The following is a 16,972-nucleotide window of genomic DNA, read 5'->3' as shown; positions in this document are numbered from 1 at the left end:
CCAAAAGAGTCCGCTGTTCAAGACTTCAAGCACTGTAACCGAGCCTGCGTAGAATCATTGATGACATCCAATGAGGCATCAGTCCCAAAGCCCAACACCCGAGGTTCAAGGGGAACGGGAAGCTGATCCGGGCCTGATTGGCGGCAAGGCCTCGACGAATTCGAAGCGCGGCTTTGTCCGCTGACCATAACAGCGGTTTGGGGCCGGGCATCTCAAAACACATTTTGGATTCGACATAACCCGGCATGATGACATTGACCTTCACATCGTCAGGAGCCAGCCAGTCGCGCAGGCTCTCACCGTAGGCCTTGATGGCGGCTTTACTGGCGCTGTAGGTCGGGGTCGCGGGCAGGCCGCGCCAGGCGGCGAGGGAGCTGAGGAGGGCAATCTGACCGTGTTTGCGCAAGCGCATACCGGGGAGCGCCGCCTGTACGGTGGCAATGGTCGCCAGTACGTTCACGTCAATGACGGCTTGAGATTGCTCCCACACCTCACCCTCGGCCGTTGGCCCGGTTGAGGTGTTAAGCCCGGCAGCGACGATGATAAGGTCCGGTTGCAGGGTGTGGCAAACCAGCGTGACCCAATTGTGCAGGGCCTCAAGGTCCCTGATGTCGAGGGTTTGGCAAACGACGCTGGCCCCAGCGGCTTGACACCGTTTAGCCAGCCCTTCCAGGCGTTCCGCCCGTCGACCTTGCAAAATCAGGGTGACACCGACCCCGGCGTAGACCTCGGCCAGCGCACCGCCGATTCCTCCTGTAGCACCCGTGATGAGAATGCAGTTTGGGGTGCGGCGAGAGGTCATAAGTACTGCTCGATCCGGGAGGTTTCGGCCATGAGCACGCGCATCGCGTTACTCACTGCCATACCGATACCGTCCTGAGTGTAAAATCCCCCGTTGACTTGGGTCGTATGAATTACCGTATTGCGAAACAGTTGGAAAAGCGTCGCATCGGGTGGCTGTGGCATACGCCAGAAACTCTCCAGGTTACCCGAGTGAGTCAAGCCTTTGAGCGCATAAATTGGATTGCCCAGGGCGAGGGTGGGCAGGTTGTGCATCAGCGAAGAACCTCCAACCGTGCTATTGACAGTGACCACGCCTGCACTATGGGATAACAGGGTCGGCATGTGACCACTTTCCAGAAAATCAACCCTGTCGGCGATTGCGTACTTCCTGGCGATCTCACGGGTGACTTTATGGTAGTTCACAAGGCCGGGACTCAACGGATGGTTCTTTATCAGCAATCGGGTATCGCTCAGTGCGTGGGTAGCGAATGAGCGCAGAGTGCGCTCCAGCACTTCACTCATGTCCTTGAACGACGAGTGATCGCGAATCTGCGCGTCGCTATCCAGTTGCAATGGCAACAGGAATGTCCGGGGACGCTGGTGCACCAAGTGACTGATCACGGCGCTGTCCCTTGTCGTGGCCAACACCTGGCGAATCCTCTGGCGAATGAAGCTGGCATATTCGACGGCTGCATTGTACGGGGCGTGCGTGCGATACCGTGGGAAGCCGACAGGGTTCAATGCACCACTGGCGTGATACATCACATCGTGGAACGCTTGAGCGGCAAACGACAGACGAAACGACTGACCGTTACGGTATGTGGGTATGGATTTGCCAACGTCTCGATACCACGTCGGATCACGTGGCAACAAGGAGTTGGCGTTGACCCCGTCACGTTCAAGCGTGATCCAGTAGGGGCGAAAGTAGCCTTCTTCAAAAACATGCACTCGCAGTCCAAGGCGTTTGGCCAACTGTATGGCTGGCTGATGCACCGGGCGTTGGTCACCGAACAACACAACGTCCGTGATGCTGTGGCTGGCGAAGCACTGACGGTAGAAGTCTTCCAGTTGCTCCGGAGCAGAGGTGCAAAGGACCCGTGAGCCCGAACCGTAGAGCATGTCGCCCATCGTGAAGCTGACCGATGTGACGTACTGACCTTCGGCGCGCAAAGCCTGGCCCAACTGTGCGAAGAACGGGGAGCTGACACTTTGCAGGAACAGGAAGGAGTGCCGGGAGCCGCATGACCCGGGATCTCCAGTCATGCGCTTAACCAGCACTTGCTCCTGGGTTATAGGTTCGCGGTGGTAGGGAGCCAGCGCCGAATTACTTCTCGCCATGTCAGCCATCCTCTTTGAATAGGGTCGTGATGCCAGCTCTGTAGTTCTATCAAGGTCCGTTCAGGGGTGGTGAAGACCCGGGTCTTACGGCTGACATAGACGGGGTAGCGAATCAGAGTTGCGGCCACCAGCTCATCGAGACTGATCCGATGGGTACGGCGCGCTTGAACATCCGGGTGAATATCCTCATCGGTCGTCAGTCCCCATCCTGCATAAAAGGGCTGACCATAGGTCGTCACTGGCACCCCGCGCAGCAGGGCTTCGAAGCCGGAGAGGGACGTCAGGACATGGACCTCGTCAACGTCCAGTAATAATTGATGAAAGGGCACGTTACCAATGACCTGATTGCACCACAGTGAGGCCTGGCTCTCGTCCTTGCCGGGTGGACGCGTACCGGCGATGGCTTCCGGATGCGGTTTGTAAAGAAGCCAGGCATTAGGATGGCGCTTGCGTACGGCTTGCAATAAATCAAGATTGTGACGCAGGCTGCGAGCACCATATTGAATCGAGGCGTCGGACTCGATTTGTCCAGGCACCAAAATGACTTTGTTCACGCCGGCGGGCCTTTTCCAGGGCGTGCCGGCGAGGTTGTATTTGGTCGTCCCGATCCTGCAAATTGATTCACGTAGCACCTTGGCGCGGGTCAGCAACTCAGGCGTACACGCGTCATTTTGCAGCATGTGTTCCAGCCGCGAAGGGCGGCTGGCATCGTAATAGATACCCAGATCGTCCACGACCCAGGACAGGGGCCGAACCTTATTGGCACCCAGCCCTACCGAGCGCAGGAAGCCGTCTTCGACTCGAGCGCAATGGTTGTAGTGGTTGTCTTGAGCCAATGCTTCATCGTGCTGAGCGCCCCAGGTTATGATCGGCGCCGTTTTTTTCAAGCGAGCGCTAGAGCGTGCGAAACGAAGTGACGACCCATTGAAAAAGTCAGTTGCGACCGGCCTTTTCCATTTGCTGAAGTCCAGCATCTGCAGGTTTCGCGGCCAACGGCTGCGCATGCGGCGCTGCAGGCCCAGCCAGGCAATCAGGACTTCAGGCGTGCAGGGTTGGCCGGATTCGGGGTCAATGTAGCGTGGATACTCAATGAGTACCGCGTGCAGCAGTTGCTCGCGACTGACCGGATGGCGGCGTGAAGGGGCGGGGCGGGAATCCCGGGTCAGGCCCCAGCCGGCATAAAACGGCATGCCGAACGTGTGCACCGGGACATTCCACAGCAGGGCATCCAGACCCAGCTGCGAAGTCATTACATAGACGGACTGGACCTGTGGGAGCAGCTCGGCAGGGTGAACATCTTGAGTGATCACATAGACTCGGGGTCTTTTGCACAGTGCAGCCAGGTCAAAGTGGCCTTGCTTTCTCCCCGTCACGACATCCGGGTGCACCTTGACCACCACCGTGCAACCCGGATGTTGGTCCAGCGCGGCTTGCAACATGCGTTCGAAATCAGCCTCGCTCGCCCCTTGTAACGAGGCATCCCCCTTGGTCTGGTCAGCCAGCAGGACACAAGGCTGGGGCAGTTGAAGGGGCTCGATGCGAGCATTGTTGTATTTGGAAACCCGCTCGTTCTGCCAAAGCGTCTGTAACGCTCGAGTTCGAAATATCTGGGCTTCATTCAAAAGAGATGGAATCAACGTTTCCAGACGCGAAGGCACGCTCGCGTCATGATAAATGCCAAGATCGTCGACAATCACGCTCAGTGGCGGCTCATTAAAACCAAGCCCCATGGACCGCACAAAACCATCTTCAACGGTCAATAACGGCAGGCCGGCTTTGTGCGCTTCGCGTTGTGCAAGGAGGGCACTGGGTTTACGCCCCCACGCCAACAGTGCATCGGCCGAGGTGATCTCGCATATTGAGCCCGGTATGATGCTGTACTCCGGCAGAAGCGCGGCAAGCGTGGACAGTTGTTGGGCGCCTTTGGACAGCACCAGCAAACGGGGGCGATAAGGAGAAATATTTCTCATGTGAGTACGGGTGATCCTATGAGAGAAGTAGTTGCACCTGCGCGCAAGCAGGGCGAGCTAATCAAAGATCTCTACCACACCCACTACTTCATGGCTCTCGTCGGCCATGACTACCAGGGCGCGAATCTTGTGCTCTCGCATATACGCCTCAGCGGTAGACAGTTGCACTGATGCTTTAACCGTATGCGGGCTCGCAGTCATAAAAGTCGAGACCGGCTTGTCGACCACCGCCGGGTTATTCAGCAGTGCGCGGCGCACGTCGCCATCGGTGACAATGCCCACGAGCCTGTCCTCTTGCATCACCAGTGCAAGGCCCAGGCGACTTGAGGTCATCGTCAGAAGGCAGTCATGGAAACTTGTGGTTTTTGACACGTGGGGCAGACGGGTTTGCATGACATCGGTTACACGCGTCAGCAATTGTCGGCCGAGGCTGCCGCCTGGGTGATAGCGGGCAAAGTCCATGGCCTTGAAGTCCAGCGCATCAATCAACGCGACGGCCAGCGCGTCGCCCATGGCCATGGTTGCCAAGGTAGAGGTGGTCGGCGCCAGATTATTCGGGCAGACCTCTCGCTCGACGTTGATGTCTAGCCAGATATCTGCATGTTTGGCCAGCGTAGACTGGCCATTACCGGTCATGGCGATGATCTTGTTGCCAAAAGATTTCAGGCTGGGAATCAGCTTGATGACTTCTTCCGTTTCCCCGCTGTAGGAGATCAGGATCAGAACATCGCTGGGCATCAGCATGCCCAGGTCGCCATGAAAAGCTTCAGCGGGATGCAGAAAAAGACTCGGCGTACCGGTGGAGGCAAAGGTGGCCACCATTTTTTTGCCAATGAGTCCGGACTTACCCATGCCGCAGACCGCTGCACGACCTTCGCACGCCAAAATGAGTTCGACAGCTTGTTGGAACTCGCCATTGAGCCGTTCAGCCAATTGACCGATGGCATGGGCCTGGGCTGTGAGTGAGTTCTTAGCGATGGGAAGATGATTCATCGAGAGTGATCGCTCTTTGGAATAGGTGGAAAGTCCTGCAACGCAGCCCGATGCAAACCTGAGAAGCGTGCCGTCGTAACTGAATGTTCCTGCCAAGTATCCTGCGGAGGTGTTTCATTGCGAAATTAAGAGCGCTCTATTCACCTTTATTCATAGCGGGAGATATCACCCGGCTAGCCTTTCGAGAGGGGGCGTGACTGAAAGCGATATCGGTTCGGGTCCACTTCGTTGGTGCGCAAAAAAACGCACCGCCTGGAGACGGTACGGGCAAAGGCTTTTACCTGATGATAATAAGCCCACCGATCTGTTGACCAACCCAATGGGCTTCGAGCCGGTCGATGAGTTCCTGAACCGTCTGGAATATGGGGTGTATCAGTGATCCCGGCCCCCGAGCGACCAGGTGGAATTGACTACGTTTTTAATCTGATGGAAAACGGCCAACCCACACCGGAATTGAGTGGGTTGACCGATTAATTTATAACTTCATGATTGTGGGAGTTCTTTACAAAAATGCGTCCACCCTTTGACCCGAATCCTTAGTTCCTATGTGCGGAGCTCCTCATAGAATTTCAAAAAAGCTGAAAAAAAATCAGATCAAAATGGAAAACTACGCCTGCATTAGGGTTTTGCCGCTCGTCGGGTGGAGGGTGCGGCTTTGCGTTTGGTGGTTTTACGTTTGTTCTTCCAGGGTGCCGCACCCTTGCCGGCCGGGCTCGCGGGGCCACTGATGGTCAGGCGCAGGCCGGTGCAGCGGCCAACCTGTTTGCTCATCCAGGCAGCCTGTTTGGCGACGAACTCCTCAAGGCTCATTTCGCCGCTTTGCACCATGTCCAGGGCTTGTTCCCAGATCGCCGTGGTGCCGGGGTCGGCGATGGCCCGGGGCACGGCGTCGATCAGGCTGAAGGCTGGCGGTGTGGCGGCCAGCGCTTTACCGTTCTTGACCAGATAACCCCGGTCCAGCAACCCCTGAATGATCCCGGCGCGGGTCGCCTCGGTGCCGATGCCGGTGGTGTCCTTGAGCTTTTGCTTGAGCAGCGGATCTTCCACCAGTTTGGCGACATTCTTCATCGCCTTGATCAGGTCACCTTCGGTAAACGGCTTGGGCGGCTGGGTCCAGAGATCCTTCAGCGTCACGTTGGCAACGGTGTATTCGCATCCTTCAGCCAGTGCCGGAAGCATCTGCGGTGCCGGCGCTTCCCGCCCTTTAGCCGGGGCCAACGCTTCGGGCAGCGCGCGCTTCCAGCCCGGTTCGACAATCAGTTTGCCGACGGCACGCAGCGCTTGCCCGGCGCAGTCGAAGTCAGCCTGGGTGCGGTCGTATTCGTGATTGGGCAGGAACTGCGCCAGATATCGCGCCCGGATCAAGGTGTAGACCGCACGGTGCTTGCCGGTCAGGCGTTCGAAGTTTTTCGCCGCAGCAGTGGGAATGATCCCGTGGTGGGCGCTGACTTTGGCATCATTCCAGGCACGCGAGCGGCGCTGCGGCTCAAGGTGCTTGAGCAGTTCGCCAAGGCCCGGATCGGCACGCCCAAGGGCGGCAAGAATCGCCGGCGCTTCACTGTGCTGGCTCAGCGGCAGGTAGCCGCAGTCGCTGCGCGGGTAGGTGATGACTTTATGGGTTTCGTACAGTGCCTGGGCAACGTCCAGGGTTTCCTGAGCACCGAGGCCGAGTTTTTTCGAGCAGATTTCTTGCAGTGTGCCGAGGTCGAAGGGCAGCGGTGCGGCTTCGCGGACCCGCTCGGTGCGCAGTTTGACCAGCCGCGCACGGGCGGCGTTGCGCATCGCAGTCGCTGCTTGCTGGGCCAGCGCCTGATTCAGGCAGCGGTCATGCTCGTCGCAGACGTCCGGTGCCGCACGCCATTGGGCGGTGAACGGGATGTTGTCGTGCAGCAGCTGCACGTCGATGGCCCAATACGGCACCGGCACGAAGTCGGCAATGCTGCGGTCGCGATCCACCACCAGACGCAAGGTCGGGGTTTGCACGCGGCCTACCGGCAGCACGCCTTGATAGCCGGACTGTCGACCAAGCAGGGTGAACAGGCGGCTCATGTTCATGCCGATCAGCCAGTCGGCGCGCGAGCGGCCGAGTGCCGAGTGATAGAGGCTGAAGGTCTCGGCGCCGGGTTTGAGTGCCGCCAGGGCCTTGCGAATCGAGGCGTCGTCCAGTGCCGACAGCCACAGGCGCTGGATTGGCCCGCGATAACGGCAATGTTCCACCAACTCACGGGCAATCATCTCGCCTTCACGATCGGCGTCGGTGGCAATCACCAGCTCATGAGCCTCGCCGAGTAGCCGCTTGACGGCTTTGAACTGGCTGGCGGTCTTGGGTTTGACCAGCATCTTCCACTTCTCGGGAATGATCGGCAGGTCTTCCAGTACCCAGCGTTTATAGCGTGCGTCGTAGGCATCCGGCGGCGCGGTTTCCAGCAGGTGGCCGATGCACCAGGTCACTGTGACGTCCGTTCCCAGCCAGCAACCGTCGCCGCGTCGGCTGGCACCGAGTACCGCTGCAATGTCTTTGGCCTGGGAAGGTTTTTCACAGAGAAACAGCCGCATAACCACCATCAGTCATCAGGGTTGGAAAGGGTGACAGCATGCGGGGTACGGCGAAGTGGAGCAACCTTTATCTGTATGGATGTACAGCCTTGGCGTTGCCATTTATTGCGCTGCCGCCAGCGCAATAAGGGCAAAGGATGTGCGAGCAGGGCTTAGGCTCTGTACGAAAACTGCCTGCGCGTCGACCAGGCTGCGTTAAAAACAGGCTCGGAATGCTCATTTAGAGGCCTAAACTCCGCTTCCTCGCCTGTTTTTGCCTTGCCTGATCGCCGCTCGGCGAGTTTTCGTACAGACCCTAGAACCTCAACGTCACCCCGGTGGTCAGCCACTGATCCCGATCTTCGGTCAGGTTGCGTCCGATTACGAGGTCCACGTCGATATGCTCGCCAATGTGCAGCCGTGGTCCGGCTTGCCATGCCTGTTGACCCCCTTGCTGGCCGAAGCGCTCGGCGATCAGGGTCAGGGAATCGATCAGGTCGTATTCAACGCCTGTGCCCCAGGTCCAACGGCGATTCTGTTCGCCGTTGTCATAGGCTTGTGTCCAGCCGGCGTTGAAGTTCAGGCGCAAGGCCTGAATGGGGGTGAAGGTCAGGGGCAGGCTAAGGTCGACACCGTCGAAGGAATGCGCCCGATTGATGACAAAGTGCGCGGAGGCTGATGCCGCCAGTTGCAGACCGAGGTCTTCGCGGTTCCAGAGTTGTGCCTTGAGCTGCGGGCTCAGTTGGGTTTCAGACTCCCCGTCGTCGCGGCTGTACTCCACCTCGGCGCCGAGTTGAACCATTGGCAGGCTTTTGAAGGTGCAGGCCGGGGAAACTACCAGGTCATTGGAGGAGCTGTCGTGCCGGACGCTCTTGTTCCAGAGGTCGACGTTGCATTCACCGGGGGCATTGATCGCGCCGTCGTCGACTACATAGGAGCCTCCGGCGGCGTTGGCTTTGGAGATCAGGCTCAGGCAGGCGATGACGGTCAGCGTGATGCCGACGAACATCAGGTTGCGGTGCAGTATCCGGCGCTTGGAGGGCGGCAGGTTACGGGTAAATGAGGTGGCGCGGTGATCAGGAGAGTGCTTTGGCATGGGTGACCTCAGTTTTTCCTTGGCGAAAAGCCCCCTCGCGCAAGCACGAAGAAGTCTTTCCTTGTCTCGGTTTTTACGCAGAGAAACTGCGTATTAAATAGGGGCGAACTAGCCCCGTTCGTTCACCGACAGCGTTTGAATGCCGGCGGTTCTGGCTTGTGCAACCAGCTCTTCAGTGTCTTCCCCACCGGGTAGCGCAATGACGATGTCGGGTCGGCTGTCCTGCAGCATGAAGCTGTTGCGCAGGCGCTCCGCCAGCTTGCCGTGCAGTTGCCAGTTGGCGGGATAGCGCACGATGTCGGCACCCAGTTCCCGGGCCCAGTCTTCGATTTCGCCGCCCAAAAACTGATTGCCTCCGTGAATCAGCACACGCACTTCGTGCAGGCGCTGGAAGGCTTCCAGTACGCGGCGGCAGGTACGGGTATCGGCGTAATAGCGCCCGGAACAAATCAGGACGCGCATTGCAGTTCATCCTTGTCGTCAGAGGGTTGCGGATGAATTTCTGCCGGGTAGCTGCGCTCGATATCGCGTTCTCCGGCGCGTTCGAGTACGGGGTAGGCCAACGCGGCGATGTGGTGATGCACGCGTCGGTAATCGCGCAGCAGCCGTTGAAAGATGTCGCCGGATTCGGCCCAGGCGCTTTTGTCTTCGCGCAACGTGCGGAAATGTTCCCGGCTGGCCGCGGCTTCCAGTCTTCTTACCGACTCCTTGCGATTGACCAGGTGATGGGCGGTTGGCAGGTCTTCGCGAAGAAACACGGTAATCGCCAGGCTCAGGCTTTCCAGCAACTCGTTGTGCAGCGGATAGAGCGTGCCGAGTTCGAAGGCCGAGAAGGTCTCGCCACGCCGCAGCCGCCGCGCCGCCAACTGCGCAAGGCTGGTGGAAAGGATGTCGGCGGCGTGCTCCAGGTTGATCACGAACATCAGGATTTCCTGCGAGCGATCAGCATCGCTGTCACTGATGCCTTCTTTGCCGATGTCCGCCAGATAAGCGCGGATCGCCGCACTCAGCAGGTCCAGGGATTGATCGATCTGCCGGACCTCATCGGCATTGGTCTGGTCCGAGGTCTGGAACAGTTGCAACACGCGGTTGAGCATGACCGACAGCATGTCGGCGAGTCGCAGGGCTTCGCGTGCCGCGTTGGACAGCCCGATGTTGGCCACCTCAAGGCCGGCTTCGTCCAGATACAGCGGCATGCCAGGGTCGATGTCCTGCACCGGTTGCGGCAGCAGGCGGGTCAGCAGTTTGGCCAGCAGTTCTGTCAGGCCGATGAACACCAGCGCCAGTACCAGATTGAACAGGCTGTGCAGGTAGACCACCAGCAGCGCCGGTGCCAGTTCGGTGATCTGGCGGGTTTCGCCGAGCATCGGCACGAAGGGCAACAGCACCAGCGCGCCGGTCACGCGTACCAGCAGATTGCCGACCGGCAAACGTCGGGCCACGCTGGAACTGGCATTGAGCACCGAGGGCAGGGCGCCACCGATGTTCACCCCCAGCACCAGTGCCATGGCGGTCACGGGCGACAGCAGACCTGTCCCGGCCAGCGAGGCAATCAGCAACACCACGGCCACGCTGGAATGGCAGATCCACGTCAGCAGCATGGCCACCAGCAAGGCAATGACAATGTCGCCGTCCAGGCTTTGCATGATGGCGTGGAAGATCGGCGTGCTTTCTACGTCTCCCAGTGTCGCCCCGAGCATGCGCAGCGCCAGCAGCATCAAACCCAGGCCAATCAGCGCACAACCGACGCTCTCGTAGCGTGAGTCATCGCGTAGCCGAAACACGATGAACCCGACCAACAGCACAATCGGCGTGACGATCGAAATGTCGAAACTGAGCAGTTGCACCACTAAGGTGGAGCCGATGTTGGCCCCCAGCATCACCGCCAGTGCAGGCGCAAGGCCCAGGGTCCCGGCGGCCGTGAAGGAGGTAGCCATCAGGCTGACGGCGGTGCTGCTTTGCAAAATGCCGGTGATACCGATGCCCGACAGCAGGGCCATCCAGCGGTTATTAAGGTTTTGTCCCAGCCAGTGACGCAGTTGCGTGCCGAAGCCGCGCAACAGCGCCGAAGAAATCATGTGGGTGCCCCAGAGCAGTAGTGCGATGGAGCCTGCGAGGTTGATCAATAGAGTAGTTCCCGACATGAGGACTCTCCTTTTGCTGTTTCATTTTCTAGCGGACCGCGAGCCGCAGAGCGGTGCGATGTATGGCACTGGAGAACCCCAGCAGGAATCTGATTTCAATGCCGCTCAACCAGCCTCTGACATACAGCCTGACGCTGGCGCAGGTGAGCAGTGTTGCGATTCGGCTCAGGCCGATCACCAGCAGCGACACCAGTGCGCGTTTTGCCAGGGCGTAAAGGTGTTGTTGTGCGACAGGTTTCATGTCTGTGCTCCCTGAAAACCCACAGCGTCCTGGGCGCCGTTGAGTGAGGGTGCGGCCGGCGTCACTCGCCGGCCGCGCCTGGGTCAGGCCCTTAGAACCATTGCTTGAAGCGGCGGATGTAGAAGGTCTTCATCAGCTGAGCGAACACGCAGTAGCTGAGCAGGGTGCCCACCAGCCATGGGAAGTACTGCCATGGCAGCGGTTGCAGGCCGACCAGAGTGCCGAGTGGCGAGAACGGGATGTAGATGCCCAGCACCATCACCAGTCCGGTCATCAGGATCACCGGCAATGCCGCGGTGCTTTGGAAGAACGGGATCTTCTGGGTACGCAGCATGTGCACCACCAGCGTCTGCGACAGCAACCCTTCGATGAACCAGCCGGACTGGAACAGGGTCTGCATTTCCACGCTGTTGGCCGAGAACACGTACCACATCAGGGCGAAGGTGGTCATGTCGAAGATCGACGAGGTCGGCCCGATCCACAGCATGAAGCGCCCGATGTTCTTGGCATCCCACTTGCGCGGTTTGCTCAGGTATTCCTTGTCCATCTTGTCCCACGGCAGCGCCAGCTGAGAGATGTCGTACATCAGGTTTTGCAGCAGCAGATGAATCGACAGCATCGGCAGGAACGGGATGAAGGCACTGGCCACCAACACCGAAAAGACGTTGCCGAAGTTCGAGCTGGCGGTCATGTTCAGGTACTTCATGATGTTGCCGAAGGTCTCGCGCCCTTTGAGCACGCCTTCTTCGAGCACCATCAGGCTCTTTTCCAGCAGGATGATATCGGCCGATTCCTTGGCAATATCGGTGCCGCTGTCGACCGAAATACCGACGTCGGCGTCACGCAGGGCAGGGGCGTCGTTGATGCCGTCGCCGAGGAAGCCCACGGTGTGACCGTTCGACTGCAAGGCCTTGAGCACCCGGGACTTCTGCAGCGGCGTGAGCTTGGCAAACACCGTGCGCTCTTCGACCCGCAGCTTGAGGGTCGACTCGTCCATCTTCTCGATGTCTTGCCCGAGCAGCGGCGTGCCTGGCTCCAGCCCGACTTCGCGGCAGATCTTGCAGGTCACCACGGCGTTGTCGCCGGTCAGTACCTTGACGCTGACTCCCATGTCGCGCAGCGCGGCAATCGCCGGGCCAGCGGTTTCCTTCGGTGGATCGAGGAAGGTCAGGAAGCCACGGATCACCAGTTCGCGTTCGTCGCTCGTCTTGTACTGGCTTTTGCTCTGGGCTTTCGGGATCTCGCGAGTCGCCACCACCAGCACCCGGAAACCGTCTTCGTTGTACTCGTTGGCCATCGCCAGCAGCTCTTTGCGACGCTGCTCATCGAGTGCAACGACCACACCATTTTCGTGGATGTGGCTGGAAATGCTCAGCATCTCCTCCACTGCACCCTTGCACACCATCAGATGATCGTCGCGGCTGTCCTTGACGATGATCGACAGACGACGACGGATGAAGTCGAACGGCAGCTCATCGATCTTGCTGTAGGCGAACGGTATCTTGAACTTCGGGTTGCGTTCGGCGAACTGCACCACCGCCTGGTCCATCAGGTTTCTCATACCGCTCTGGTGATGGCTGTTGAGCCACGCCAGTTCAAGGATCGAATCGTCGCGCTTGCCACTGATGTCGACGTGGTGTTCCAGGATGATCTTGTCCTGAGTCAGGGTGCCGGTCTTGTCGGTGCAGAGCACGTCCATCGAGCCGAAGTTCTGAATCGCATTGAGGCGTTTGACCACGACTTTGCGTTTAGCCATCGCCATCGCGCCCTTGGCGAGGTTGGCGCTGACAATCATCGGCAGCATTTCCGGGGTCAGGCCTACCGCCACCGCGAGGGCAAACATGAATGCGTCGGTCCAGTCGCCTTTGGAGAAACCGTTGAGCAGGAAGACGATCGGCACCATGACCAGCATGAAACGGATCAACAGCCAACTGACGCTGTTCACCCCGCGGTCGAAGGCAGTTTGCACGCGGGAGCCGACGATGGCTTTGGCCAGTGAGCCGAAGTACGTGCGTGAACCGGTCGCGACCACCACCGCTTTGGCGGTGCCGCTGACCACGTTGGTGCCCATGAAGCAGATGTTCGGCAGATCCAGCAGGTTGGACTGATCAGCCGGCGTCGCTGAAGCGGACTTCTGTGCGACGTTGCCCAAGGTGTCGTACTTCTCGACCGGCAAGGCTTCGCCGGTCAGCACCGCCTGGCTGATGAACAGGTCGCGGGATTCGATCAAACGAATGTCGGCCGGAATCATGTCGCCAGCGGACAGCTGAACGATGTCGCCTGTCACCAGTTCACGCATAGGTACTTCGCGCAGCTTGGGCTTCATGCCCATCTGCTCGCGCCGCAGCACGGTGGCGGTGGTGCGGACCATGGCCTTGAGGGCTTCGGCGGACTTGGCTGAACGGTGTTCTTGCCAGAAGCGCATCAGGCCGCTTGCCAACACCATCACCAGCACGATGATTACGCCAGTGAGGTCGGTTTCTTCGCCGGCTTGAAGGGGCAGCCAGAATTCTGTGACGAAACTGATGACGGTCAGTGTCATCAGGACGTAGATGAAGGGGTTGTTGAAGGCCAGCAGCAACTGCACCAGCGCATGAGGCGGCTTGTCATGGGCCACTTCGTTAAAGCCTTCGCGTTGCAGACGGCCTTCTGCATCGAGTTCGGTCAGGCCGTCGCTGGAGGCTTTCACGTTGGCGAGGGTGACTGCGAGGCCGTGTTGTGCCTCACGGGCTGCGCGCATCGACAGCTTGGTGTCGTCGCTCGTGGCGCCTTGGGTAAATGTGTTTCGATTTTTTACAGCGGTCATTGTGTGTACTCCTGCCGCAGGCTTGCGGCACGACACACAGACAACTCAGCTAATTAAAGGCGAGCGAAAGTATGTCGAAGCGCAAGTAAGCGATCGATTCAGGGCGTTGTGTTTTTTATGTTTTAACGTTCGCTGCATACCCAATAACAAACGGTATACAGCGAACCTACAACTGGCTTCGTCCATAACGGTTTCCAATAAATGTGTGTTTAAGCGGGCAATAGAAAGTTGCCGAATTCCTTATTAAGGAAAACGCTGGTTCACGGCGTGGAAGTACTTTCAGATCAGCTGAAAGTGCGCGCTCCGAGGTACAGGCCCAGCATCAGGCTGGCCTGCTGCAGCAGGTGCGCAAAGCACCGACTCGGTGGTTCCTGGCTTTCGTCGACGCTCCAGCGTTGCTGGAGTTGGCCGGTCGACGGGCAGACGCGCCAATTGGCACGCAGGTGAGCCTGAGTGTGCGAAGAGGGGGAGAATGGAGAGCGAGTCGCCACAGGGCGCTCACGGCAGAGTTTTACGCGCATCGTCGAGGCGAAGGCGCGTACACCTGGCATTACAGCAGATTTGAAGTTCATAACATGCCTCGCAACCGGACTGACGCCGGAGAGGCAAGTTACGATGGAGCGTCAAGCCCTAGCGCAGCTCACCCGACCGAAGAGTCGAGTCCCGTCATTTTCTGGGTTAAGTGCCCAGCTCTGCGAATTCGCATCAGCCAGACAGCGTCTAGATACTGTGTCCATTGGATTCTTTTGTGAGTTGAAAAAAGGCCTGAGTTACCGGCCCGCGCAATGTACTGAGGCAGGCCGCTGAAGTCAACATCAAAACCACTCTGTTTAGGTATTAGACAGGTAAGGACTGGAGTTGATGAGCATAGTAGAAAATATCAGAATAGTTATATTCGATAGTTATCGATGTTTAAACGAAAGTGCTCACGACATTACGGCTGAATGTCATGAGCACGAGGGTTGGTGCGCAATTTTAATGGCTCACGTGTCGGGATATATCCCGATACGTGTCGCTGTCAGTTGCCGCCAACAGCTTGCTGCCATCCTTGAAGGTGGCGATGAACGTGATCTCAGTCTCCCTGCCGGCCATCAGGTAGCCTGCGATTGCCCCGACGGGGCCAAGCAGCAAGGCGCCCGCGATGCCGTAGCCAATGGCACCCTTGTTGGTAGAATCCTGGGACGCAACCTCCACGGTTCTGAACGCCGAAGCCTGTACTTTGGTTCCTTGGTTAGGTTTGAAAGGGGTTTTCAGCCGGAACGCCCCTTCACGGTATTCACTATCGCCTTGTAGAAAATCTCCTGCCAAAACGGTGACTTTTGCCATGTTGAACCACCCTTGTCCGAACATTGCCGGACTCATTATCTGGCGCTTGCCGGGAGAGGACGTCAATGGGCTGACGATAAAGGGGCGTACCGTCAGTCAGGCCAATCGGGGCGTGGCGCTTTGCCCTTGAGCGGGCCGCTATCTAAAAATTCAATAGCCCCGTCACTTCAACCTGTGTCAGTTTTGTTACGCCTTCAACAGGGCGAGTGATAGGACGATCTCGCGAAGGGGTCGCCGTGGTCTATCGGAACCGATTATTTGAAACAAGGACGTAGTGATGTCACAAGCCAAAGCAAAAGCCGTCATTCCTGCAGGGCAGGTCAGTTCGGCCTACAGCCAGGTCGATGCCTTCAGCCATTTGTATGATCGCGGTGGCACTGAGTTGATCAACGGCAAGCCGTCATTCACAGCGGATCAAGCGGCCGATCAGATTCTGCGTAAAAACCTGTCCTGGCACGATAATGATGGCAACGGCAAAGTCGAACTGAGCTTCAGTTTCATGTCCTCGGCGCCTGCGAACTACAACACGAAGCTGGGCCATTTCAGCGAGTTCAGCGATCTGCAGAAAGCCCAGGCGAAACTCTCTCTGCAATCCTGGTCGGACGTCGCCAACGTGACGTTCAAGGAAGGGGCGACGGGCGGCGACGGGCACCTGAGTTTCGGTAACTACGATGTCAGCACCGGCGGTGCGGCGTTCGCCTACTTGCCTTCGGGTGGCAGCTACGATGGCCAGTCCTGGTACCTGATCAACGATCAGTATCGGGTCAATGAGACGCCGGGCACCAACAACTACGGTCGTCAGACCTTGACCCACGAAATCGGCCACAGCCTGGGCCTGTCCCATCCTGGCGTCTATAACGCAGGCAACGGCAACCCGACCTATAACGACGTGACCTATGCTCAGGACACCCGTGGCTACAGCCTCATGAGCTACTGGAGTGAGAGCAACACCGGTCAGAACTTCAGCAAGGACGGCAGTGGTGCTTATGCGTCAGCTCCGTTGATGGACGACATTGTCGCGGTGCAAAAGCTCTACGGTGCCAACCTCGGCACCCGTGCCGATGATACGGTCTACGGCTTCCACTCCAACGCCGGTCGCGACTTCTACAGTGCCACCTCGTCTGATTCCAAAGTGGTGTTCTCGGTGTGGGACGGTGGCGGCAACGACACCCTGGATTTTTCCGGCTTCAATCAGAATCAGAAGATCAACCTCAATGAAGGTTCGTTCTCTGATGTCGGCGGTCTGGTCGGCAACGTGTCCATCGCCCACGGCGTGACCGTGGAAAACGCCATCGGTGGTTCGGGCAATGACCTGCTGATCGGCAACGCGGTGGCCAACCTGATCATGGGCGGTGCCGGTAACGACATCATCTACGGTGGCGGTGGCGGCGATACCTTGTGGGGCGGAGCCGGGGCGGACACCTTCGTCTACGGTACGGCGTCCGACTCGACCATGACCGCGCCAGACTGGATCATGGATTTCACCAGCGGTGAGGACAAAATCGACCTGTCGGGCATCGCGCAGTTCTCCTCTGGCGCTGCCACGCTGAACTTCGTCAGCGGCTTCACCGGCCATGCCGGCGATGCAATCCTGACTTACTTCGCCCAGACCAACCAGACCAGCCTGTATGTCGACCTGACCGGCCACGGTGCGGTGGATTTTGCACTGGGTGTGGTGGGCCAGGCGGCAACCACGGACATTGTGGCCTAAACTCTGATGACAAGAACCGCAGACGCGGT

At 58.5% G+C, this 16,972-nt stretch carries 14 protein-coding genes; 2 read left to right on the top strand and 12 right to left on the bottom strand.

From position 1 onward, the window contains the following. Window positions 1-25 precede the first annotated feature (25 nt). Genes NTD87_RS12550 through NTD87_RS12535 form a run of 4 tightly spaced genes read right to left on the bottom strand, consistent with a single transcriptional unit; the run spans window position 26 to window position 5,084 of the window. Window positions 26-802: an SDR family NAD(P)-dependent oxidoreductase gene (locus NTD87_RS12550; RefSeq protein WP_262114258.1), complete on the bottom strand. Its 777-nt coding sequence runs from the start codon at window positions 800-802 to the stop codon at window positions 26-28. After that, complete coding sequence (locus tag NTD87_RS12545) at window positions 799-2,046, bottom strand: capsular biosynthesis protein (protein WP_315975308.1); 1,248 nt, start codon at window positions 2,044-2,046, stop codon at window positions 799-801. Before NTD87_RS12545 ends, NTD87_RS12550 begins: the two co-directional genes overlap by 4 nt. 26 nt (window positions 2,047-2,072) lie before the next feature. Next, a complete protein-coding gene (locus NTD87_RS12540) occupies window positions 2,073-4,091 on the bottom strand; it encodes a capsular polysaccharide biosynthesis protein (protein WP_262114256.1) in 2,019 nt (672 codons plus the stop codon). A 57-nt stretch (window positions 4,092-4,148) separates the two neighbouring features. Then, a complete protein-coding gene (locus tag NTD87_RS12535) occupies window positions 4,149-5,084 on the bottom strand; it encodes an SIS domain-containing protein (RefSeq protein ID WP_262114255.1) in 936 nt (311 codons plus the stop codon). A 193-nt stretch (window positions 5,085-5,277) separates the two neighbouring features. Between NTD87_RS12535 and NTD87_RS12530 the strand changes: the two genes are divergently transcribed. Next, window positions 5,278-5,463 (top strand): hypothetical protein, encoded by a 186-nt coding sequence (locus NTD87_RS12530; protein ID WP_262114254.1) that lies wholly within the window; start codon window positions 5,278-5,280, stop codon window positions 5,461-5,463. Window positions 5,464-5,702: 239 nt separating this feature from the next. On the opposite strand, the gene NTD87_RS12525 is transcribed toward NTD87_RS12530, so the two are convergent. From NTD87_RS12525 to NTD87_RS12490, 8 genes are all read right to left on the bottom strand, one after another. Then, the gene (locus tag NTD87_RS12525; protein ID WP_262114253.1) at window positions 5,703-7,640 is read right to left on the bottom strand and encodes a DNA topoisomerase III; all 1,938 of its coding nucleotides are present in this window, start codon (window positions 7,638-7,640) and stop codon (window positions 5,703-5,705) included. Between the two features lie 295 nt (window positions 7,641-7,935). Next, window positions 7,936-8,715, bottom strand: a complete 780-nt coding sequence (locus NTD87_RS12520) for a hypothetical protein (RefSeq protein ID WP_262114252.1) — start codon at window positions 8,713-8,715, stop codon at window positions 7,936-7,938. 108 nt (window positions 8,716-8,823) lie between these two features. After that, window positions 8,824-9,177 carry a DUF2493 domain-containing protein gene (locus tag NTD87_RS12515; RefSeq protein ID WP_262114250.1) on the bottom strand — a complete coding sequence of 118 codons (354 nt, stop codon included), beginning with the start codon at window positions 9,175-9,177 and terminating at the stop codon, window positions 8,824-8,826. Then, complete coding sequence (locus NTD87_RS12510) at window positions 9,165-10,859, bottom strand: Na/Pi cotransporter family protein (protein WP_262114248.1); 1,695 nt, start codon at window positions 10,857-10,859, stop codon at window positions 9,165-9,167. The genes NTD87_RS12515 and NTD87_RS12510 overlap by 13 nt, the downstream gene beginning before the upstream one ends. A 28-nt stretch (window positions 10,860-10,887) precedes the next feature. Beyond that, window positions 10,888-11,100 carry a hypothetical protein gene (locus tag NTD87_RS12505; protein ID WP_262114247.1) on the bottom strand — a complete coding sequence of 71 codons (213 nt, stop codon included), beginning with the start codon at window positions 11,098-11,100 and terminating at the stop codon, window positions 10,888-10,890. Window positions 11,101-11,191: 91 nt separating this feature from the next. Further along, window positions 11,192-13,906 carry a magnesium-translocating P-type ATPase gene (gene mgtA / locus NTD87_RS12500; RefSeq protein ID WP_262114245.1) on the bottom strand — a complete coding sequence of 905 codons (2,715 nt, stop codon included), beginning with the start codon at window positions 13,904-13,906 and terminating at the stop codon, window positions 11,192-11,194. Between the two features lie 284 nt (window positions 13,907-14,190). Next, on the bottom strand, window positions 14,191-14,478 hold the full coding sequence (locus tag NTD87_RS12495; RefSeq protein ID WP_262114244.1) for a hypothetical protein: 288 nt from the start codon (window positions 14,476-14,478) through the stop codon (window positions 14,191-14,193). A gap of 403 nt (window positions 14,479-14,881) precedes the next feature. Next, entirely contained in the window at window positions 14,882-15,232 is a 351-nt protein-coding gene (locus tag NTD87_RS12490) for a hypothetical protein (protein WP_262114243.1), read from the bottom strand. A gap of 277 nt (window positions 15,233-15,509) precedes the next feature. Between NTD87_RS12490 and NTD87_RS12485 the strand changes: the two genes are divergently transcribed. After that, window positions 15,510-16,943, top strand: a complete 1,434-nt coding sequence (locus NTD87_RS12485) for a serralysin family metalloprotease (RefSeq protein ID WP_262114242.1) — start codon at window positions 15,510-15,512, stop codon at window positions 16,941-16,943. The last annotated feature ends 29 nt before the right edge of the window (window positions 16,944-16,972 follow it).

Origin of the sequence: Pseudomonas sp. 6D_7.1_Bac1, from assembly GCF_025465945.1 — a bacterium.
GTDB lineage: Bacteria > Pseudomonadota > Gammaproteobacteria > Pseudomonadales > Pseudomonadaceae > Aquipseudomonas.
This window is presented reverse-complemented; position numbering and strand designations above follow the sequence as displayed.

Bases quoted from the DNA above. Each gene is read 5' to 3' on its own strand.
- NTD87_RS12535 (WP_262114255.1), bottom strand. From the start codon at position 5,084: ATGAATCATCTTCCCATCGCTAAGAACTCACTCACAGCCCAGGCCCAT.
- NTD87_RS12520 (WP_262114252.1), bottom strand. From the start codon at position 8,715: ATGCCAAAGCACTCTCCTGATCACCGCGCCACCTCATTTACCCGTAAC.
- NTD87_RS12495 (WP_262114244.1), bottom strand. From the start codon at position 14,478: ATGAACTTCAAATCTGCTGTAATGCCAGGTGTACGCGCCTTCGCCTCG.
- mgtA (WP_262114245.1), bottom strand. From the start codon at position 13,906: ATGACCGCTGTAAAAAATCGAAACACATTTACCCAAGGCGCCACGAGC.
- NTD87_RS12515 (WP_262114250.1), bottom strand. From the start codon at position 9,177: ATGCGCGTCCTGATTTGTTCCGGGCGCTATTACGCCGATACCCGTACC.
- NTD87_RS12540 (WP_262114256.1), bottom strand. From the start codon at position 4,091: ATGAGAAATATTTCTCCTTATCGCCCCCGTTTGCTGGTGCTGTCCAAA.
- NTD87_RS12485 (WP_262114242.1), top strand. From the start codon at position 15,510: ATGTCACAAGCCAAAGCAAAAGCCGTCATTCCTGCAGGGCAGGTCAGT.
- NTD87_RS12545 (WP_315975308.1), bottom strand. From the start codon at position 2,046: ATGACTGGAGATCCCGGGTCATGCGGCTCCCGGCACTCCTTCCTGTTC.
- NTD87_RS12510 (WP_262114248.1), bottom strand. From the start codon at position 10,859: ATGTCGGGAACTACTCTATTGATCAACCTCGCAGGCTCCATCGCACTA.
- NTD87_RS12525 (WP_262114253.1), bottom strand. From the start codon at position 7,640: ATGCGGCTGTTTCTCTGTGAAAAACCTTCCCAGGCCAAAGACATTGCA.
- NTD87_RS12550 (WP_262114258.1), bottom strand. From the start codon at position 802: ATGACCTCTCGCCGCACCCCAAACTGCATTCTCATCACGGGTGCTACA.
- NTD87_RS12490 (WP_262114243.1), bottom strand. From the start codon at position 15,232: ATGGCAAAAGTCACCGTTTTGGCAGGAGATTTTCTACAAGGCGATAGT.
- NTD87_RS12505 (WP_262114247.1), bottom strand. From the start codon at position 11,100: ATGAAACCTGTCGCACAACAACACCTTTACGCCCTGGCAAAACGCGCA.